General features: G+C 38.8%; 21 protein-coding genes and 1 riboswitch. Of the genes, 8 read left to right on the plus strand and 13 right to left on the minus strand.

Annotation, left to right across the window (positions count from 1 at the left end):
* Positions 1-25: 25 nt before the first annotated feature.
* From odhB to M3600_RS29090, 5 genes are all read right to left on the minus strand, one after another.
* Positions 26-1276, minus strand: coding sequence for a 2-oxoglutarate dehydrogenase complex dihydrolipoyllysine-residue succinyltransferase (gene odhB / locus M3600_RS22535; protein WP_237941352.1), 1251 nt, complete (start codon positions 1274-1276; stop codon positions 26-28).
* 15 nt (positions 1277-1291) lie between these two features.
* Positions 1292-4114 (minus strand): 2-oxoglutarate dehydrogenase E1 component, encoded by a 2823-nt coding sequence (locus M3600_RS22540; RefSeq protein ID WP_237941351.1) that lies wholly within the window; start codon positions 4112-4114, stop codon positions 1292-1294.
* A 369-nt stretch (positions 4115-4483) separates the two neighbouring features.
* Positions 4484-5911 (minus strand): HAMP domain-containing sensor histidine kinase, encoded by a 1428-nt coding sequence (locus M3600_RS22545; protein WP_233313984.1) that lies wholly within the window; start codon positions 5909-5911, stop codon positions 4484-4486.
* On the minus strand, positions 5908-6600 hold the full coding sequence (locus M3600_RS22550) for a response regulator transcription factor (protein WP_233313985.1): 693 nt from the start codon (positions 6598-6600) through the stop codon (positions 5908-5910). Before M3600_RS22550 ends, M3600_RS22545 begins: the two co-directional genes overlap by 4 nt.
* Positions 6601-6734: 134 nt before the next feature.
* Positions 6735-6857, minus strand: coding sequence for a hypothetical protein (locus tag M3600_RS29090; RefSeq protein WP_267913289.1), 123 nt, complete (start codon positions 6855-6857; stop codon positions 6735-6737).
* A 238-nt stretch (positions 6858-7095) separates the two neighbouring features.
* Here M3600_RS29090 and M3600_RS22555 point away from each other — a divergent pair, with 238 nt between their 5' ends.
* The 4 genes from M3600_RS22555 to M3600_RS22570 all read left to right on the plus strand — a co-directional run bounded on the left by M3600_RS22555 (position 7096) and on the right by M3600_RS22570 (position 10803).
* Entirely contained in the window at positions 7096-7278 is a 183-nt protein-coding gene (locus M3600_RS22555) for an H-type small acid-soluble spore protein (RefSeq protein WP_233313986.1), read from the plus strand.
* A 93-nt stretch (positions 7279-7371) separates the two neighbouring features.
* A riboswitch (SAM riboswitch) is annotated at positions 7372-7488 on the plus strand.
* 184 nt (positions 7489-7672) lie between these two features.
* Positions 7673-8782 (plus strand): methionine biosynthesis PLP-dependent protein, encoded by a 1110-nt coding sequence (locus tag M3600_RS22560; RefSeq protein WP_251647693.1) that lies wholly within the window; start codon positions 7673-7675, stop codon positions 8780-8782.
* Positions 8779-9948, plus strand: a complete 1170-nt coding sequence (metC, locus tag M3600_RS22565; RefSeq protein ID WP_233313988.1) for a cystathionine beta-lyase — start codon at positions 8779-8781, stop codon at positions 9946-9948. Before M3600_RS22560 ends, metC begins: the two co-directional genes overlap by 4 nt.
* 69 nt (positions 9949-10017) lie before the next feature.
* A complete protein-coding gene (locus M3600_RS22570) occupies positions 10018-10803 on the plus strand; it encodes a GNAT family N-acetyltransferase (protein ID WP_237941349.1) in 786 nt (261 codons plus the stop codon).
* A 49-nt stretch (positions 10804-10852) separates the two neighbouring features.
* Here M3600_RS22570 and M3600_RS22575 read toward each other — a convergent pair whose 3' ends face one another.
* The 7 genes from M3600_RS22575 to M3600_RS22605 form a co-directional block, all read right to left on the minus strand.
* Entirely contained in the window at positions 10853-11434 is a 582-nt protein-coding gene (locus tag M3600_RS22575) for a hypothetical protein (RefSeq protein ID WP_251647695.1), read from the minus strand.
* 115 nt (positions 11435-11549) lie between these two features.
* Positions 11550-12248, minus strand: a complete 699-nt coding sequence (locus tag M3600_RS22580; RefSeq protein WP_237941348.1) for an SGNH/GDSL hydrolase family protein — start codon at positions 12246-12248, stop codon at positions 11550-11552.
* 179 nt (positions 12249-12427) lie between these two features.
* Positions 12428-13252, minus strand: coding sequence for an aldo/keto reductase (locus tag M3600_RS22585; RefSeq protein WP_237941347.1), 825 nt, complete (start codon positions 13250-13252; stop codon positions 12428-12430).
* Positions 13253-13394: 142 nt separating this feature from the next.
* Complete coding sequence (locus tag M3600_RS22590; protein ID WP_237941346.1) at positions 13395-14066, minus strand: GNAT family N-acetyltransferase; 672 nt, start codon at positions 14064-14066, stop codon at positions 13395-13397.
* Between the two features lies 1 nt (position 14067).
* The gene (locus M3600_RS22595) at positions 14068-14934 is read right to left on the minus strand and encodes a carbon-nitrogen hydrolase family protein (protein ID WP_233313994.1); all 867 of its coding nucleotides are present in this window, start codon (positions 14932-14934) and stop codon (positions 14068-14070) included.
* A 501-nt stretch (positions 14935-15435) separates the two neighbouring features.
* Positions 15436-16584, minus strand: coding sequence for an acyl-CoA dehydrogenase family protein (locus M3600_RS22600; RefSeq protein WP_396953837.1), 1149 nt, complete (start codon positions 16582-16584; stop codon positions 15436-15438).
* A 113-nt stretch (positions 16585-16697) separates the two neighbouring features.
* Complete coding sequence (locus tag M3600_RS22605; RefSeq protein WP_251647697.1) at positions 16698-18125, minus strand: phospholipase D family protein; 1428 nt, start codon at positions 18123-18125, stop codon at positions 16698-16700.
* Between the two features lie 158 nt (positions 18126-18283).
* Here M3600_RS22605 and plsY point away from each other — a divergent pair, with 158 nt between their 5' ends.
* The 4 genes from plsY to M3600_RS22625 all read left to right on the plus strand — a co-directional run bounded on the left by plsY (position 18284) and on the right by M3600_RS22625 (position 21337).
* On the plus strand, positions 18284-18886 hold the full coding sequence (plsY, locus tag M3600_RS22610) for a glycerol-3-phosphate 1-O-acyltransferase PlsY (protein ID WP_233313996.1): 603 nt from the start codon (positions 18284-18286) through the stop codon (positions 18884-18886).
* Between the two features lie 104 nt (positions 18887-18990).
* Positions 18991-19656 (plus strand): two-component system sensor histidine kinase NtrB, encoded by a 666-nt coding sequence (locus M3600_RS22615; RefSeq protein WP_251647699.1) that lies wholly within the window; start codon positions 18991-18993, stop codon positions 19654-19656.
* Positions 19657-19793: 137 nt separating this feature from the next.
* Positions 19794-20945, plus strand: a complete 1152-nt coding sequence (locus tag M3600_RS22620) for a CapA family protein (RefSeq protein ID WP_233313998.1) — start codon at positions 19794-19796, stop codon at positions 20943-20945.
* Between the two features lie 92 nt (positions 20946-21037).
* Complete coding sequence (locus tag M3600_RS22625; protein ID WP_233313999.1) at positions 21038-21337, plus strand: HesB/YadR/YfhF family protein; 300 nt, start codon at positions 21038-21040, stop codon at positions 21335-21337.
* A 12-nt stretch (positions 21338-21349) separates the two neighbouring features.
* Here the strand turns inward: M3600_RS22625 and M3600_RS22630 are convergent, their stop codons facing one another.
* The gene (locus M3600_RS22630) at positions 21350-21640 is read right to left on the minus strand and encodes a hypothetical protein (protein WP_251647701.1); all 291 of its coding nucleotides are present in this window, start codon (positions 21638-21640) and stop codon (positions 21350-21352) included.
* Between the last annotated feature and the right edge of the window lie 20 nt (positions 21641-21660).

A 21660-nucleotide genomic window follows, 5' to 3' on the forward strand; every position in this document is an offset into this window, starting at 1 on the left:
CTTATTTTTAAGCATCCCCTTTTTATTATGCTTCAAACAGTAAGGATTCTGGATCTTCCAGCAATTGCTTAACTCTTGCTAGGAAGGTTACTGCTTCTTTGCCGTCAATGATACGGTGATCATAAGAAAGTGCTAAATACATCATCGGCCTGTTTTCCATTCTTTCATTATCGATCGCAACAGGGCGCATTTGGATTTTATGCATTCCCAATATCCCGACTTGAGGTCCATTTAAGATAGGTGTTGACAGTAGCGAACCAAACACACCGCCATTAGTTATTGTAAATGTGCCTCCTTGCAGGTCTGATAACGACAGTTTATTATTACGTGCTTTATCAGCGAACGTTAAAATATCACTTTCGATCTCTGCAAAATTTTTGCGATCTGCATCGCGAAGAACTGGTACAACTAGCCCTTCATCTGTTGACACCGCAATACCAATGTCATAAAACTTCTTAAGGACAATTTCATCCCCTTGGATTTCAGCATTTAAAAGCGGTGATTTCTTTAAGCATGCTACAACTGCTTTTGTGAAAAAGGACATAAATCCAAGCTTTACATCATTTTCTTTTTGGAATTGATCCTTCCGTTTTTTGCGAAGGTTCATAATATTAGTCATATCCACTTCATTAAAGGTTGTAAGCATTGCCGTATTTTGCTGTACCTCAACAAGCCTTGAAGCAATTGTTTGCCGTCTGCGCGTCATTCTAACGCGCTCAGTCGGTTTTCCTGGGTCTGCTGCTTGTTTAGCCTGCTGCGGTGCTTCTTTTTCAATTGGAGCCTTTTGGACAGGCTGGTCTTTCTTACGGTCATGCTCGATAACATCATGTGCACGCAATCTTCCTAAAGGATCAATGGAAGAAACTTGATTCAAATCAATGCCTTTTTCTCTAGCCAGCTTTCTGGCAGATGGTGAAGCAATTGGATAGCCTTTTGCTTCTGGTTTTACTTGCGGCTGTTCTTTAACAGGCGGTGCTTCCTTTGTTGCTTCTGTTTCGATTACAGCTGCTGGACCTTCAGCTGGTTTGCTGCTTGGTGCAGCATTTTCAGAAACGATTGCGATTGTTTCCCCTACCTGAACTGTATCGCCTTCATTTGCCTTGAGTTCCTGCAGGATGCCGCTTTCTTCAGAGATAATTTCAACATTTACTTTATCTGTTTCCAATTCTACTATGTAGTCGCCTTTTTCTACATATTCACCTGTTTTCTTAAGCCACTGTGCCACGGTTCCTTCTGTGATTGATTCTGCTAGTTCTGGTATTTTAATCTCACCCATCTTAAAAATCCCCCTCTATTCAGTCCATGTCAATGCTTTATTAATAATTTTTGCTTGATTTTTGCGGTGAACAATTGGATCCCCTTCTGCAGGACTCGATCTTCTGCGGCGTCCGATATAATCGAAGGACACAGAATCTTGGAGCAGCTTTTTCACACGTGGTTCCATAAAGCTCCATGCTCCCATATTTTGCGGTTCTTCTTGCACCCATCTGATTTCTTCTAAATTAGGATATTTTATTATGATTTCCTTCAATTTATTCGCAGGGAAAGGATAAAGTTCTTCTATGCGCACACTATGCACCCAATCAGAATCCTCGAGCTGCTTAATTCCTTGATGAAGGTCAATCGCTATTTTACCTGTAGATAAAACAATCCTTTTAACGGCTTGCGGATTTTTGCCAGTAAGTTCATCCTCTACCACTGATTGAAATGTTTCATTGCTAAATGCAGTAGTGCTAGATGCCACATCAGCATTTCGCAGTAGACTTTTAGGTGTCATGATTACTAACGGTCTGACTTCTTCCTTATTCAGGATAGCTGCCTGCCTGCGCAGAATATGGAAATATTGAGCAGATGTCGTAAGGTTTGCAACCGTCCAGTTGTTCTCGGCAGCAGAAGACAAGAAACGCTCCATTCGGCCGCTGGAATGCTCTGGACCTTGCCCCTCATATGCATGAGGCAACAGCATAACCAAACCGGATTTTTGACCCCATTTTGCTCTACCAGCAGAGATGAATTGGTCAAAAATTACTTGTGCAGCATTCGCGAAATCACCAAACTGTGCCTCCCACAGAACGAGTGTTTCTGGTGCAAACACATTATATCCGTATTCAAAGCCAAGAACGGCACCTTCAGAAAGGGGGCTGTTATGGACAGCGAATGATGCTTGGGCAGTTGACAGCAAATGAAGCGGTGAATAAACCCTTCCTGTTTCACTATCATGAAGGACAATATTTCTGTGAGCAAACGTGCCTCGTTCTGAATCCTGTCCTGACAAGCGAATTGGCGTTCCATCTTGAATTATGCTGGCAAATGCTAAGGTTTCTGCCATTCCCCAGTCAATTTTGCCATCTTCAATTGCAGCTTCACGCCGTTTTAAAATTTTCCCGAGTTTATCGAAAATTTGAAAGTTGTCTGGGAACGAAATTAGTTCATGATTGATTTCTTTCAGTCTTTCAGCTGAAATAGTTGTATCAATCAATGGCAAATCTCTTTCCACAGAGTTTGGCGGCAGTGCTTCTTCGTCCATTTCCTCTTTTGTTGGCACCTTTTCATACGCCTGCTTCAACTTGGCAACTACTTCGTTTTTGAACCCATGGAATTCTATTTCAGACAATACTCCTTCTGCTTGTAATTGGCGGAAATAGCTTGCTGTAATCGTAGGATGCTCTTTAATATTCTTATACATTAATGGATTGGTTGTCATCGGCTCATCCATTTCATTATGACCGTATCTTCTATAGCCGATTAAATCAATCAAGAAATCCTTGTTAAAAGCTGCTCTGTATTCACAAGCTAGCTTAGCAGCCTGGATGACAGACTCTGGATCATCTGCATTTACATGTATAATCGGTATTTCAAAGCCTTTAGCCAGGTCACTTGCATATCTTGTTGATCTAGAATCGCTTGATTCAGTCGTAAAGCCAATTGTATTATTGGCAATGATATGAATTGTTCCACCTGTCCGGTAGCCTTTCAGCCCAGTCAGATTAAGTGTTTCTGCAACAATTCCTTGGCCTGGGAATGCTGCATCGCCATGGATGAGAATGGCCTGTGCTGATTGATGGTTTTCTTCTGGAAAGCCTGGTGCCGTTCTATCATCTTGAGATGCACGTGTAAATCCTTCGACAACGGAGCCGACAAACTCAAGATGACTTGGATTATTGGCTAGTGTCAACCGTACATTTGACGTGCTGCTTTTCTTTATTTGCCTGTTCAAGCCTAAATGATATTTCACATCACCAGTCCAGCCGAAGCTGATTCCGATTGATCCTTCTGATGGAACAAGATTCTTATTTGGAGCATGCTGAAATTCAGCAAAAATCATCTCATATGGCTTTTCAAGGACATGCGCCAATACGTTCAGCCTTCCTCTATGCGCCATCCCGATATGTACATTTTTTGCACCATTAACAACAGACTGGGAAATAATCTCATCAAGCAATGGCACCATTGTATCTAGTCCTTCAATCGAGAAACGCTTTTGGCCGACAAAAGTTTTATGTAAGTAATTTTCAAACTCTTCAACCTCTACTACTCGCTTTAACAGCTTCTTTTTCAGCTCTTTATTGCAAGCAGGTTTGAGGCTTCCTGATTCTACCTTTTTTTGGAGCCAGTTTTTTTCGTTAATATCGTTTACATGATAAAATTCAAAAGCGATTTTCTTCATGTAAACATCCTTTAAGTAATTAACAACTTCATAGGCGTTTTTAACTGTGCTTGGTGCATCTTGACAAAGCAATGATGCATCCATTTTTTCTAGATCTTCTTTTGTTAGCTGATAGCGGGACAAATCGAACAATTCCTCTTGCCTATGTACATCTCCCAAAGGGTAAATATCTGCAGCTAAATGGCCATAAGCTCTGATTTTATTCACTAATGTGACTGCTGCAATGACTTTTTCAATGTCCATTTGGTTAGTTGAGGTTACTGCTGGTTTTCGTTCTGTGACTTCCTGCTCTATTGGTGAACCCCATGTTGCGAAAAAATCTCGCATTTCCTCATCAACAGAATCAGGATTTTCTAAGTATTTGTCGTACAGCTCCATTGCGACCCCGAGATTTGGTCCATAAAATGCTGGCTGATAGGAGCTTTTACCACTAGCTGGCTTTCCCATGAAAATTTCCCTCCACCATAATTAGTAACAACTATATTCCCCATATGCTCGCCTTTTACACTTTTCTAGGCGCTTGTCTGATAAAAAATAAAACGTTTACATTTCTATTTTAACACGGTATTGCCTTCGTTACAAAAGATTTCCCCGTTTTAATAGTAAAAATATTGTAAATTTTTTTCACATTGTTTTTAATTGGGCTAAAAACCTTTTATATTAATAAATATGCCAGGGATTTTCGGATAATGTACATTAATTTTATTATTGAAAAATGGATTAAATTATAAAAAAAACTGCCTTATAAAAGCAGTTTAGAATGTAATCATGCATATGATATTTTGGGTTTTCCTTAATTCATTGCCACTCCTCTTTTTAAAAGGGGGCAGCAGATTTTTCTATTAAAGCCTTTGGATCAGGCAATGTAATTATTACTTTTGTACCCTCGCCAAGCTTGCTTTTAATTTCGATTGTTCCAGAATAATAATCAACGATTTTTTTAGCGATGGCCAAACCGAGTCCTGTGCCGCCCCGCTCTCTGCTGCGTGCTTTATCTACTCTGTAAAAGCGGTCAAAAACTTTATCGAGCTCATCATGGGGAATTCCTATCCCTTTATCACTTATTTCTAAGCAGAACTGCTTGTCCTTTTTTGCTGTGGAAATGGAAATTTCTTTAACAGCTCCTGAGTATTTAATAGCATTGTCTATTAATATTGTCAGTATTTGTTGGAAATGCTGTTCAGCTACACCGTAAAGCTCATTAGACTGCAGATTAACATGAAACTTAAACTCACGGTGAAGCATTTGGAAGTCCTTAACGGCCCCGCTAATAATCTCCTCCACCTTGTCTGGTGACATATCATTTTCAAGCCGCTGCTGATCCAATCTTGTCAAATCCAGCAAATTGAGAACAAGTTTTTTTAGTTTTTCTGTTTCATCAAGGGATGCCTTTAAAGATTCTTCTAATATTTCCGGGTTATGCTTACCCCATCTGTTCAGCATGGAAAGATGACCTTCTAATATAGAAATCGGGGTGCGCAGTTCATGAGAAGCATCCTCTACAAATTGCTTTTGTGCTTGAAAGGATAGCTCTATCCGATCCATCATATGATTAAATATCGTCGACAGTTCGGAAATTTCGTCCTTTTGCGGGTACACAGGCATTCTTTCTTTAAAGCCTGCACTTTTTATTTTCTTCATTGTGTTTGTCATAATGCTCAGTGGCTTTAACAGTTCTCTTGATAATAAGTAGCCGATAATCGCGCTGATTAAGATGGCCGCAATTGCAAAAAGCATCATCGCAAAGGCCAGATGCTTCATTACGAGTTTATAGGAATCAAGCAGCCTGATAATTTCTATTTCTCCCGAAAATGCCTTTCCCTTTATCGGGTAACTGTATACTAATGATTGCTCCTCGCCAATGGAAATGTATTTCAGCTCTTGTTTACTGTCGATTATGTCAGGTTCAAGTATGGGAAAATCGCCGTTAAGATGAGATATAATCACATTTCCGTTATCGTCAACGACACGAATGAGCTGATTCTTCGTGTTCAGCTTTTCTAATGTCGAAAGACTGTTTTTAACATCCTTTTCCGTAATTGACTTATCTTCTGATTCCAAATAGGCAACAAACTCATCCATCGTTTGTCTGACGTCATTTTCCTCCTGGTTCATCAGCCAAGTAGAGACAGTATGGAATTCAAAAAAGGTAAAAATACTGTAAGTCAAAAAAATGCTGGTTGACAACCCGAGTGTTAGCTTCCATTTCCAAGGAAGGAGAGATAGTCTTTTTACGATATTCATCTCATCACATACCCTATTCCTCTTACTGTTTCAATATATTGCTCCTGCCCCGTCGGATCCAATTTATTGCGTAAATAGCGAACATAAACGTCAATAACATTCGTTTCGACTTCTGACTCATAACCCCAAATTTTATTTAAGAGCACATCCCTAGTCAGTACAATATTGATATTGCTCATAAACATGCTGAGAAGATCATATTCTCTTTTTGTTAAAGCAATAACCTCATTTCCTTTTTTGGCTATATGTGATTCTAGCTCAAGTACTATGTCCTTATATGTAAGAACAGTCATTTTTGGTGCCGGCTCTGCTTGTTCACTCGATATAGTATCTATTCTTCTGAACAATGCTCGCAATCTTGCCAAAAGCTCTTCAATTGCAAACGGTTTAACCAAATAATCATCTGCTCCGCTATCCAAACCTGATACTCTGTCAAGAACATTATCTCTTGCTGTAATCATTAAAATCGGCGTATTTTTCACTTGCCTAATTCTTCTGCAAACTTCCATCCCGTTCAGTTCTGGCAGCATTAGGTCAAGAAGAATAACATCCCATTGCTCTGCGATCGCTTTATTCAAGCCGCTTCTTCCATCTGCACAAACTTCTGTATGATAGCCTTCATAATTTAATTCCAGCTCAATAAACCGAGCAAGATTTTTTTCATCTTCAATAATAAGAATTCTCTTCATTTACACCACTCACATCCCAAATTAAGCATACTTCTAGTTTATCATGCAATGTATAAAGACAAAAAGTGTGCAGATCTATTGTATACAAAAAGAAGGAGCGGGATGTGTCCCACCCCGCCTCATTCATTATATTATCATTTGTTTTTTCTATACATAAATGTGTCTTTTATAGCGTGTGTTATGCCCACAATTTGAACTCCGAACAATGAAGCAGCAGTTAAGGATGAAAAAATAATCATCGCATATCGAAATACCATCACTTTTCCTCCTTTAATCCGTAGTGTAGGTTAATGATTAACCCTATTTCCAAGTTGCATTTGTTTTTCTTATTGTTAAATTACACCCCTATTCAAAAAATCCAATGAGAGAAACATTAAAAAAACATTAGAACGCGTTTTCAGCTGAATATTTTTTTTAAAACTACGAAAGCTACTAATCGAACCAATTAGGGTGAGCTAAAAAAGGATAAGCTAGCAAGGATTAGGAGGATATAAGATGAATGTTGGAAGAGCTATTGAAATTATGAATGCTGGTGAAATAGTGCATGTAAGCTATAAAGGAGAACAGATTTTCATTCAAAATGTCGATGAGGATGCAAGAACAGCAAGAATTTATACGAAGAACAATCCAGACCAAGAATTAGAAGTAGATGTGCTGCAACTTATTGAAGAGCAATAAATACCTTTTTATTCAAAAAATAGTGAAAAACCAAAAAAATTGTTGCAATTTATGGAAAGGTATAGTAAATTAAATTCAAATTACATAAGTATTTTCTTATCAAGAGAGGTAGAGGGAATGGCCCGAAGAAACCTCAGCAACCTTCAGCTTGTATACCAAGACTGAAAAGGTGCTAATTCCATCAAGCAATGAATGCTTGAAAGATAAGAAGAATGGCCATAATGATAACACATTACGTCTTCTTCTTATTTTTAGGAAGAGGACTTTTTTATTGCAAAAATTCACTTCGCCTTCCTTCTATTCCTTGAAAGATAATACTCTCGGACAATATCAAACTATTAAAAATAGACTATATATTTCAAATTGTCCGTGAAACAAGAAGGAGTGTATCAATATGTATGATGTAGAAACTAAATTAGCCCAAATCGGCAACAGAAGTGAAAAAATAACAGGAACAGTCAACCCGCCCGTATATTTTTCAACGGCTTTCAGACATACAGGAATCGGCGAATCTACTGGATATGATTATACACGCACAGGCAACCCGACTAGAGAAATCCTTGAGCAGGCAATTGCTGACTTGGAAGAGGGCGACCGCGGTTTTGCCTGCAGCTCAGGTATGGCTGCTATTCAAACGATTTTAGCTTTATTCCAAAGCGGCGATGAATGGATTATATCGAAAGATTTGTACGGCGGAACTTATCGTTTGCTTGAACAAGGGTTTAAAAAATGGGGCCTTCGATGTTGTTATGTAAATACTTCAAACATTGAGGACATTGAAGCAGCCATTACGGAAAACACAAAAGCTATTTTCATCGAAACACCTACTAATCCTCTAATGGAAACAGCAGATATTGCCAAAGCAGCAGAGCTTGCTAAAAAGCATAATATTTTGCTGATTGTGGATAACACTTTCTATACTCCTCTTATCCAGCAGCCGATACGCCTTGGCGCAGACATTGTCATTCATAGTGCCACTAAGTATCTTGGTGGTCATAATGATGTGCTTGCAGGGCTGATCGTAGCGAAAGGCGCGGAAATCTGCCAGGAGCTTGCTCTGCATCATAATGCTGCAGGAGCTGTCTTGAGCCCATTTGATTCTTGGCTGTTAATGCGTGGAATGAAAACATTAGCCCTTAGAATGGAAAAGCATGAAGAAAATGCGAAAGCACTTCAAACATTCCTGCAAGGTCATGATGCAGTGCTTGATGTCCTGTATCCAGGCAGAGGTGGAATGATTTCATTTAGAGTCCATGATGAAGCATGGGTAAATCCATTCTTGCAAAACCTTACATTAATTTCATTTGCTGAAAGCTTAGGCGGTGTTGAGAGCTTTATTACATACCCTGCTACTCAAACACATGCAGATATTCCAGAAAAAATCAGACTGGAAACAGGTGTCTGCAACCGTCTGCTTCGCTTCTCTGTCGGCATTGAAAACATTGAAGACTTAATTAAAGATTTGGATAAAGCCTTTACGATTGCCAAGGAGGTAATAAAATGAGCGAACGATATTCCTTTGAAACGAAACTGCTTCACAACAAACATAAATTCGATCCTGCCACAGGTGCAGTAAGTGTGCCGATTCAGCATGCTTCCACTTTCCATCAACAGGAGATTGATAGTTTTGGAAAATATGATTATGCAAGAAGTCTTAATCCTACAAGAGAAGCACTGGAAGAGATTATTGCAGATTTAGAGGATGGTACAAAAGGCTTTGCATTTGCATCAGGAATGGCCGCTATCTCTAGCGCCTTCCTCCTCCTTTCCCAAGGAGATCATGTGTTAATTTCTGAGGATGTCTATGGCGGAACTTATCGCATGGTAACAACAGTGCTCAATAGATTCGGTATTGAACATACTTTTGTCGATATGACCGATCTTGCTGCAGTTCAAAATGCCGTGAAGCCTAATACGAAGGTTTTTTATATCGAGACTCCATCTAATCCGCTTATGAAGGTTACGGATATCAAGGCAGTCAGCACATTGGCAAAACAAAACGATGCTTGGACGTTTGTTGATAATACCTTCTTAACACCTGCTTTGCAAAAACCGTTAAATCTTGGTGCAGATATTGTTCTGCACAGCGCCACTAAATTCTTGTCTGGCCATAGTGATGTTATTGCCGGTCTTGCAGTTGTCAAAGATGAAGAGCTTGGCAAACTGCTCGGCTCCATCCAAAATTCCTTTGGAGCAGTACTTGGAGTTCAAGATTGCTGGCTGTTAATGAGAGGACTTAAAACGCTACATGTGCGCATGAAGCATTCTAGTGAGGCTGCCGAAACGATTGCTACCTATCTTAACAATCATCCGGCCATTAAAAAAGTCTATTATCCAGGGTTTGCAGATCATCCGCAATATGATATCCAACAAGAGCAGGCTACAAGCCCTGGCGCGGTATTCTCGTTTGAGCTTCACAGTGAAGAAGCGATGCGAACTTTTGTAAAAAATGTAGAGCTTCCAGTGTTTGCAGTAAGCTTAGGAGCTGTCGAGTCCATCCTCTCCTACCCTGCTAAAATGTCGCATGCGGCAATGGATCCAGTAGCCCGTCAAGAAAGAGGAATAAGCGACGCCTTACTTCGCCTGTCAGTAGGCTTAGAAAATCCACAGGATTTAATTGCAGACTTTGAAGCTGCATTAAAGAAAACAGCAGAACTTCATTATATTTAATAAAAAAATTCAGGACTTACATGTCCTGAATTTTTTGCCATCTACAAACCTGTAAAGGAGGGTATGCTGATGCTTCGGCAGCTTACGGTTAAAGACCACCAACAAGTGATGAAGTTTTTAAATCAAGACCCTTCTCTAAACCTTTTCATTATTGGTGATATAGAAGGGTTCGGATATGAGACTTCCTTTCAATCTTTATGGGGCGAATTTACTAATTCAAGCCTTAAAGCTATTCTACTGAAGTTCTATGACAGCTATATAATCACCGCTCAAGATGAAGCTTATGATGCGGATGCTTTTGCTAGCTTGTTAACATCCACTGATAGCATCATCAAGCTGTCTGGCAAGGCGAATATTGTCGCTAAGCTTGAAGACAAGCTTGGAGGCAGACTTGCATCCAAAAACGTACAATTTTTTGCAGAATGTACGAACTCAGTTAAGATGAAGACAAACACATTGCCGATTAAACAAGCAACAACAGCAGACGTAGACAGAATTATGGACTTGCGTTACGGCATATCCGAATTTAAGCAAAATAAGAACAGCCGTGACATGCTTTATAAAGCGATCGCAACAAATACTGGCCGCAGCTTTTATCTCGAGAATAATTTTGGAGAAATCGTCTGCTCGGCTTCTACCACAGCAGAAACCTCTGATTCTGCTATGATTGTTGCTGTTTGCACACATAAGGATTATCGGGGCAAAGGTTATGCTACTGGATTGCTGTCGGAAATGATTAACATTTTACTTCAGGAAAAGCAGAGTGTCTGTCTTTTTTATGATAATCCTGATGCAGGCAGAATTTATACAAAAATCGGGTTTAATGAGATAGGTTTATGGGCGATGCATCGGTAACTTCAATAAATAAAGACGACCTCCAGTAAAGCATAAGGAGATCGTCTTTTTAGTCTAGAAAGATGTTACTTAGATCCATGTATTTCGATAAAGTCTTCGTCATTTGCTTCCATTCTTTTGCCTTTATATCAATAAAACTGTATACATAGCTTTTGTTCGTTGTTTTAAGCTGAATCGTATAGAGGCTCTCTCTGCCATACGCTCCCTCGTCGCTTTCCCAATCCCAAATTTTTAATTTATAGAGATCCTTTTTCAAATCTGAATAAGAGAAATACGGAAATAAGACATTCTTAGGAGTAAAGCCTTGATTATCAGAAAATAACGTCCATGACTGAATATGATAAATTTCAAAAAGAAAGTCTACCTTCAGCCGATAAAAATGATTTCCTTTTTTTACATCCAATGTAATTTGGCTTATTTCTTTCTCAGGATGGATGGAAACAATATTATTATGGACGGAAAATAAGTCTTTTTTGCGGCTGATCACTGATTTAACAGAAGAAAGTTGAATTTCCTTATTGTTATCAGCTGAAATATTAGTTGATGACACCATCTTTTCATAAATGGTGCTGATTGGTATTGGACCATTCTCTTCCAAAACCTCAATGATTTTTTCATACATATTGCCCATTACTAATTCCTCGCTAGATTTTTATGACATATTCCTTCTGAGAAAACTCTCTTTCTAGTATAACAAAAGTATGGTAGTTGCCAACATTAAAATTCATACATTTATTTATCTCTGCCTACTCACCGTTTATTAGCTTGTTCAACTCTAAGAACACAGTGGCTGCCATCTCCTTATAGCCATCTGCGTTCAAATGGATACCGTCGTCACTCATAAAATCAGAAACATCCCCTGCCTTTTCTAAATTAGTCCGGACATCAATTGTAAAAACGTCAAGTTTCTTCGCCAGTTTCTGAAGCTGATTGTTATACAATCCATGCCAATGTTCAATTCCGCCGCACAGGCTTATCCAATGGCCAATGGAGTTTCCATATTTGCTTGCAAGAAACTTATAGTATTTAACTGGTTCCAATGGCGGCAATGTCAAGATTACAGGTATGATATTGTATTCTTTCACTTTAAGGACAATTGCTTTTACATTTTCCGTGTAATCGTGAAGTGGTACAATTGGTATATGTTCGAGTTCAGGAAACTCAGCAACCTCTTCCCATTTAAAGTTGCAATCATTTCCGCCTACACCAATTATACAAATGTCCGGTTTTTCATAAAGAACATCTTTATCGAGACGGTTCATCAGAGAAGTGGAGTCGTCATTAAAGACCCCTTTATTAAGAACAAGCAGCTCCTCTGCAGTATGACCATTTGCCTGTAAGAGACTGTTGAGGATGGAAGGATAATTATCCTTGAGTATGCGCGGTCTTCCTTTTACAAAGGTCACGCCTCTAGTCAGACTGTCCCCAAAACAGATGATTTTCATTTATTACCCCTGCTTTCTGTCCATCACTGCTGCTGATGCGGTTAAATTTTAAAAAGTATACTATTTATTATAGCAAGTACAACTAAAAGAGCTAAATGCATTCGCCTAATTTTAGTAAAATGATGCATTTATCCTTTCAAACAGCAAAAAACAGGGAGCAATACTCCCTGTTCTAAAAATTAAAAGTTGAAGTTATCAGGATCTGGACCTACTCGTTCATTCTTGTTAAGGGCATTGATCTTGTCGATGTCCTCATTCGTTAATTCAAAATCAAAAATGTCAGCATTTTCAATGATTCTGTGTTCTTTAATGGATTTCGGTATTGTCACAATATCATTTTGCAGATCCCATCTTAAGATAATTTGCGCTGTAGACTTATTGTATTTCCCAGCAATTTCAGCAAGAACAGGATTATCAAGCAGCTTTCCTTGTGCAAGCGGAGACCATGCTTCTACAACAATGCCTTTTTCCTTACAGAAATCACGTAGCTCTACTTGGCTTAACAATGGATGAAGCTCAATTTGGTTCACCATTGGCACGATTTCTGCCTCTTCCAACAGATCCTCTAAATGATGTTGATGGAAGTTGCTGACACCGATTGCTTTCACTTTTCCATCTTTATATAATTTCTCAAGTGCTTTCCACGTTTCCTTGTACTTGCCCTTTACTGGCCAGTGCACAAGATATAAATCAATATAATCAAGGCCAAGCTTTTGAATACTCGTTTCAAATGCTGCTAATGTAGACTCATAGCCTTGGTCTGCATTCCATACTTTTGTCGTAATAAACAAATCTTCTCTGTTGGCGCCAGACTCTTTAATGCCTTGGCCAACACCTTCTTCGTTCTTATATACAGCCGCTGTATCAATGCTTATGTAACCTGCTTTAATGGCTGATTTTACAGAATCGATAACCTCTTGACCTTCTTCCACTTTAAAAACACCTAAACCGAATCTAGGCATTTCCACACCATTATTTAACTTTACCGTTGACTGTAAATTCATCCCTAATCCCTCCTAATATGTACGCTGCTATTTTCTCATAATATGTCCTGGGAATAAAGTATTTTGCTTTGCGAAATACAAGTGCATTTTCCCTTTGTTATCATGCCAAAAAAAAACCTCTGTATACTTAACAGAGGTTTAGCTAATTATGTTTAAACGGATTTCTCCATTCCATCAGCAAAGCATAGTTTAAAGAATCCTCATCTTCCAAATAGTCCTGCAATACAGCTACAGGAGTCCTTTCACATCTCAGCAAAAAGGAAATGACAGGGTCCTTCTTTTCACCTGCAATAACATCCTTTATATAAGCTTCAGGAGTAAGCTGATCTGCCCATTTTCGATAACCTGGCATTCTGCCGCCGCCAAGAAGTCGATCGAGATTTTTTTCAATAACTATCTGGTACATGCTTTGCATCATAATTTTCCCTAATCCTAGAGAGCGAAAAGCTGGCCTGATACTTATATCCACAATATAAATAGCATTCCCATTTGGATTATGTGTAGTAATATTTCCGTCATCTGTCAGTTCACTCCAAGTATGATGCGGATGCTTTTCGTCATAATCCACACATAAAGAGGTAATGGAACCAGCTAATATTCCGTCAACTTCCACACAAATGGCTCCATCAGAAAAAATAGCTATATGACTCGCCAATTGCTCCTTCGTCCACCAAAGCTCTGACGGAAACGGAGGTGGGAAGCATTCTTCCTGAATTTTGATCAATTCAGCAAAATCTGCTTCCTGATAATTACGGACCTTGCATTTTTTCAATTTATTTCCTTCATATATATAAAAGCTGCTGCTGTAATACATATCAGCCCTCTATTGTTTCCCAATCTGTATACATATCAGTACGTCTGTCTCTCCAAGTTGTCACAGAACCTTTAGCACGCACCTCGTATAATAGAGATAGATCAAGATCTGCTGTGATGATCATATCATCATTAAGCTCGCCTTCTGCCATGATCCCTTTTGGAGGAAATGGGATATCATTTGGAGTAATGACAGCCGCCTGGCCAAAATTCGCACGCATGAAGTCAACATTAGTTAAGGAGCCGACCGTTCCTGTTACGACTACATACACTTGGTTTTCAATTGCTCTTGCATGGCAAGTGTAACGAACACGATGAAAACCGTGACGATCATCTGTACAAGAAGGACAAAAGATAACATCAGCACCTTTTGCTTTTGCCATCCGGACAATTTCCGGAAATTCTATATCATAGCATGTCAAAATTGCAATTTTCCCTTTATCTGTTTCAAAAATACGGAAGCTGTCGCCTTTTTCCATATTCCACTCATCAATTTCTGTTGGAGTAATATGAAGCTTAGCCTGCTCCTCTATTTTTCCATCTGGATAAAATAAATGGGCGACGTTAAATAATTTGTCATCCCTGCGGATAACATGAGTTCCACCGATAATATGCATGCCAGTTTGTACAGCAAATGTGCGGAACAGATTTTGGTACTGTTCTGTAAACCCAGGCAACTCATTAATGGTTAACGGATTTTGACCATCGCCCATTGACAATAATTGTGTTGTAAAAAATTCAGGAAACAAAACAAACTCAGCGCCAAATTCTTGTGCCGTTCGGACATAGTGTTCACATTGCTTTGCAAAATCTTCAAATGACTTAATGTTTTTCAGCATATACTGCACGGCAGAAACTCTTATTTTCATCTTCCATCTCCCTTTAACAAAAAAATTTTTTGGTACTTCATTGAAAGTTACAAGAATAGATTATGCGTCATTTTTTGTCTGTTTTCAATAGTTTTGCATCAGTTTTTTATATTTTATCTAATTTAGCATAAATCGTTCCTAAAATAATTGAAATGGTAAATTTAGGTTTAGGTTCTTTTAAACATAAATTTACCATTTCATGATACAATGGATATATATTACAGATAATTAAATAAATAACATATTTACTAAGCTTAGGTGATTTATGTAGCCAACAAGGGAGGGCTTATCATTAAATATTTGCTTTGGGGATTGCTTTTTTTCTTTTTATTGGAGGAAACCATTATTTTTAGTGTAAAGCGCTATTTACATGGACCAGCAAGATGGGAGTTGTTTCTGAAACAGAGAATGTCTCTTCTACGCAGAAAAAAACGGCCAGAGAACCATGCAGCCTAAGTCTAATACAAATAAACCCAAGAAAACCTTGGGTCTTTTTTTATGTTAAATCTCTCTTAATGATTTCTCTGCTAGCTGAGAAATTGTCATATCATCCATCGGAGGATTATGAAGTCCTGCCCGCACATCGCGGTAATATCGTTGCAGCGAGCTGCTTGCTGACAGACTTCGTGCTCCTGCAATACGCATAGCCAAGTCGACTACTTCAATCGCTGTGTTTGTTACAAAATGCTTGGCAGCGCTCATTTCAGGAACTAAAGCTTGCTGCTCCTCCTTTGGTGCAGCATCCCATTTTTTGCTGACGGAATAAAGGAAATGCTTGGCAGTCTGCATTTTCAACTCCATTTCGCCGATTTTCGTGCGCACATTCGGAAGGTCGCTGATTGTTCCTGTTATGCTGTTGGGCGAGTGGCTTTTTGCAAATCTGACCGCTTCTTTTTGAGCTGCCCCAGCAATCCCTAAATAACAAGCAGGGATATGAAGCAGCCATGGATTAATCTTTCTTGCTCCCCCTAGTTTCTCCACTAAAAAACGCTTCTCTATGATTGCATTTTCGAAGTACACATCATGACTGCCTGTTCCTCTTAAAGCGATGCTGTCCCAAGTTTCTTCAATTTTTAAGCCTGGGTTATCCTTTGCAATTAAAAAGTTGGCTACCTCGTCTGAATCCTTAATAGATGCACTGACAATGAAGTAATCAAGCATCGGTGACATGGATGTAAAGGATTTGCGTCCATTAATTACCCAAGTATCTCCGTTTTGCTCTGCTGTCGTTTGAGGTTTCCCTCCCCTAGTTGGACTCCCAGTCTGAGGCTCGGTAGCAGCACTATTTATAAGTGCTCCACCCTTAATTGCTGTATACATTTCTTCAAGAAGCGACGGCTCCCAGTTATTTTCGTACATATTGCGGATAACGCCCATATGCCAGCCAATGGATAAGGCTGTTGAGCCATCACCGATGGCAATTGCCTCCTGCAGCCGTACCATTTCATAAACAGATATCTCCTTGCCGCCATATTCACTTGGCACTGTTAAATATGTATAACCGCTCTTTTGAAGTTCGCTAATATTTTCATATGGGAAAGTTCCATTTTCATCCACTTCCCTTGCTCTTTCTGAAAACTTAACTGCCAACCTTTCCATTGCTTCCAGTCTTTCGCCAAGTTCCTTCATCTGTGAAAAATTCGCAGTCACCTTTTTTCATCTCCCGCACTAAAAGTTCTTGTTATATACTGTCTGACTCTCTCCTTTTTATTATAAAGGACTCTTTGTTACTTGTATATGAAACTGCCCGACCGAAGAACCTTTCAATAAGTTGTAAACCAAAGCAGGCGCTGCAGGCGGTACAGCAAATAACGAAATGCAGGAAGTTCCGCTTCTGTGCTGTAATTTTTTGTATATTCTCCGTCTTTATTAGACCAAAGTTTATCAAAATAACTTTTTGTTTCTTTCATTATATCTTTGTCTGGAGCAGCTGCTATTTTTATATTTGTTTCTAAATTTAAATCATGAAGATTTCTTCTTGTATAGTTGGCCGATCCTGCTATTATGACATTTTCCTTATCTCTTTCTATAAGCATCAGCTTAGAATGGTACTGCTCCATCCCAGTGTTATACCATCTTATCGCAATATGACCATTGCCTTTTTTCATCAACTCAGCAGAAGTTGGAACATTGGGAAGGCCTGCCTTCTTATTTCCGAAGGAGTTTTGATTAGGGTCAAGAATCAGCCGGATATTAACATCCCTTGCTGATGCAGCTATCAGCTCTTCCATTACTGGTCTGTCGGCAAGATAAAGCATACCAATCCAAATAGTATCACCGGCAGCTGTATTGTGAATCTCTCGTATAACATGTTTGGCTATTTTTCCTTCTGTCAAAAGCTGTAGTTTAATATCGCCTTTTTCCTCTGTTTTTTTGGCGACAGGAAAAGTAGTCTTATCCATTAATTGATAAACACTCTCCTCCGTTTCTAACAAATCGTTAATAATATTTCCTTTAACTGTATAGGCAATATTAGAATGATATCCGCTCGCATCATGAATATTACCTGATGAAACGATGGCTGATTTTTCCGTAATTAACACCTTGCGATGATTTGCCTTAACATTCAGCAAATCTAAATAAGACCTCAATGTCACATCTGGTCCGCTATCAGCTAAAAGATTAGGAAGATGACCATCCTTACCGTGTCCGAACCATTTCATCGACATCCTCCAGAAAGCAGAATACAGTGGGTTCGAATCACGCAGGCTTTCCATATTCGTTTCCACCACTTGCGCGCCGATAGATTTAAGTTTTTCGAGCTCAGGAGACGGGTAGGAATGATACGTGGTATTTACAGGATCTGTTATAAAGATAAGCTTTAAATCAGGATTCTTTTGTTTCTTCTTCACAAGCTTGTCCAAGAACTTTTCTGTAATTTTTGGATATGTTTGATCATCGTTCGTATCGCTGTTAAATAAAAACATGTCTATCACAATAAATTGCTCTGCTTTATCTACCTCATCAAGCATTCGGGCAATTATTTCCTGATTCAAATGTTGGTTGCCCTTCTTATCCTTATAGGTTGTATCCTCCACAAACTCAATATCTTTATCCTCTACTAAATGTATCTCACCTTCATATGACAGCCCTTGAGGCAATGGTTTAAGTGTATGATATACTATTACGCTTATGTAGACGGCGAAATATACGACAAGTATATTTGCTGCTAACTTTTTTGTTATTCTCATTTCATTTCCCCCAAGTTTACAAAAAAATAATAATAATCTTTTTCCCTTTATGCAGGAAGCGATAAACTTAATGACTAGAAGATTTTTTCGAAAAAAGAGTGAGAATTTATAAATACGTGGTACAATATCCATATACATAGAACGAAGGAGAGTTAGCATTGATCATTGCCATTTTAATTATTTTAGCCTACCTGATAGGATCCATTCCTTCCGGGTTAATTATTGGTAAGGCTTTTTATAAAATAGATATACGAGAACACGGAAGCGGAAACTTAGGCGGAACGAATTCGTTTCGGGTGCTTGGCAAAAAAGCGGGCTTTGTCGTGACATTTTCTGATATTTTAAAAGGAACGCTGGCAACATGCCTGCCTGTTTTGCTTGGTCTGTTCACAGATATAGATGTCAGTGTAAGTCCCTTAATTTTCGGAGTAGTTGCGGTAATCGGCCATATGTATCCAATATTTGCAGGCTTTAAAGGCGGTAAAGCAGTCGCAACATCTGCCGGTATTCTGCTAGGGCATGAACCGCTGTTATTTATTATAATTATTGCTGTCTTTTTCCTGGCACTATACTTATCAAAGTATGTTTCTCTGTCATCCATGATTGCAGGAGCTGCCGGGTTGGTTTATTCAATTATCCTTTGGGATGACAAGCTTCTGATTGCCATCCTTGCTATTCTAACTATATTTGTTGTATATAGACATCGGGCAAATATTAAACGAATCATAAATAAGACAGAGCCGAAAATTACTTGGCTGTAAATAATTAAAACCATCCTTGCGATGGTTTTTTTGGTTTTTTGACATATATAGCTTAATTTCGTCATAAAGTTTACTAACTAATGCGAAAAGGACGGTTGAACTTTATGTCAGATAACCACAAACTTCTAAACAATCCTCACAAAACAGCGGCTGGCTATGCTCATGAAATCAAAAATCCAATAACCGCAGTCCGCGGCCTTCTTCAGCTTCTTGCCAATCCAGATTTACCTGCATTAAAAAGATCTCTATATACAGAAATCGCCATAGAAGAACTCGACAGAGCAAATGGTCTGCTCTATGAAATGGTGCACAACAATCCACCAGCTAACAGGCAGGAAACAACTAATATGAAGGAAGCGATTACGAAAACTACCCTTCTTTTTGAGCAAGCCATTCAATTTAAAAACCTTCAGCTTGAAACATTTTTTGCGGGCAACTTTAATGTACAAATACCAAAACAGCAGCTGGCACAGGTGCTTGCAAACATTTTAAAAAATGCCATTGAAGCAAGCAGAGCAAATGGCAGGATTACTATTAGTGCCTACACAGAAAGACAATTTGGCATTATTTCCATTAAGGATAATGGACCTGGTATTCCGCCAGAAGCTTTAGACATGCTATTTACACCTTATTTCACAACAAAACGGACTGGAACAGGACTAGGTTTGAGCATATGTCAATCAATTATTCATGAAGCTAACGGTCAAATCACTGTTCACTCCGAACTTGACGCAGGAACAGAATTTATTGTAAAACTGCCTATCTGTTAAGCAATTCTGTCATCCTTTATCAGAAATTTCATTATTTTTCCATTTTGCGAAATTAGTCGAATCGACCGTGCTTTTTTGTTATCCTATAAAGGAACTTATCTTTTTTAGGAAAACGCAATTAAAGGCAGGAATGAATAATGAAAAAAATCCAGCTCTATCTATTGCTTGCTTTTATCGGTATTTCGATCACAGCCTTTTTTATTTTTAAGCTTGATGAAGCAACATTAATCAAGCAAAACAGCAATACAAGCAGCAATCAGCCCTCAAAAAAAACACAACTCAGCACAAAAAGCATTGGCAAAGAAGTCACTTTAGGTGCTGTCGGGGATATTCTAATTCACGATAGGGTATATAATGAAGCAAAAGTAAAAGACGGTTTTGACTTTAGGCCTATGCTTGAAGAAGTGAAGCCAATCTTACAAAAGCCGGACATCCTTCTGGCTAATCAGGAAACCATTGTGGCAGGCGAGAAAATTGGTTTATCCAGCTATCCTGCTTTCAATAGTCCACATGAAGTCGCAGATGCGCTAATTGATGCAGGTGTCGACATTGTGACAACTGCTAATAATCATTCTTTAGACAGAGGTGTTGATGCCCAAAAGCAGTCTCTTGCGTACTTAAAAAAAATCAAGCTTCCTTATGTTGGTACATTTGAAAATAAAGAAGACCAACAAAAGCTCCGCATAATGGAGCATGACGGCATAAAAATTGCTTATCTTTCTTACACATATGGTTTGAATGGTATTACTGTTCCCAAAAAGGACGACTATATCGTCAATCTTATTGATAAGGAAAAAATGCAAAAAGAGATAGCGCAGGCAAAAAAACAAGCTGACTTTGTGGTAATGGGCATACATTGGGGCACAGAATATGAACGGAAGCCAAATGTGGAACAAAAAACTCTCGCCCAATATCTCGTTAATGAAGGTGTCGACATTATTTTCGGAGGACATCCACATGTTCTGCAGCCAATGGAATGGATGTATGACAAAAACGGAGAAAAGTCCTTAGTCGTCTATTCTCTCGGCAATTTCCTGTCAGGACAAGCAGATGATTATCGAGATATTGGTGGAATGGCCACTGTCAAAGTGACAAAAACTGAACTGGGCGGTAAAGTGACGAAAAAAATAGAGGTTCCATCCTTTTACCCAACATATGTCTACAGTAAAAATGATAAAGACTATAAAATGGTTCCTCTAGAAGAAGCTGGTAGTCTTGGAATGCCTGACAGTGAGGAAAGCTATAAGGAGATCATGACACATATGCTGAAAAATGTGCAGCCTAAATAAACTTACAGACAGTTTAATTATGTGCATAGTATATGTTTATCCTTTATAATAAAAGTGAGGGTTAATCTAATCTCAAAAAAGAGGTGCTTGAAATGAAAATAGTAGTTAGCGATAAAGCAGCAGAATGGTATAAAGATGAAATGCTTCTAAACGAAGGAGATTATGTGCGATTTTTCGCCCGATACGGAGGATGCAGCACTGTCCAACAGGGATTTTCACTAGGAATTTCTAACGAAAAGCCTGTGAACTCAGCAGTTAGCACAGAAAAAGACGGCATCCGTTATTATATTGAAGAAAAAGATCTTTGGTATTTTGATAACAATGATTTATACGCAAACTTCAATGAAGCTGCACAGGAACCGGAATATCATTACACAGAAAAGCAGGCTTAATTAGCCTGCTTTTTACTTGAGAAGAATATCGATTCCTTCCTTCTCCAAAATATTTTTTTGGGTATCGCCAAGAAGATCAAAATGAGAATAGCCATCTTTCCTTTTATGTATCCACTCTTTTTTTAATCCATACTTCGCTCCCCATTGCTCGAGCCTTTTCAAATCCGCACAGCCAACCTTCGTGACTGTCTTGCAGCCTGGAAAGCGGTCATCAAGCCAATAATGAGTCAAAAAAGCAATCTGGCCTTCATCTATTTTTCTTTTCCAGTCTGCCAATTCCTTTCGGTTGATGCCAAACGCCATAGTATTAGTCTCCTTAAAAA

This window comes from Niallia sp. MER 6 (assembly GCF_023714395.1).
Taxonomy (GTDB): domain Bacteria; phylum Bacillota; class Bacilli; order Bacillales; family Cytobacillaceae; genus Niallia.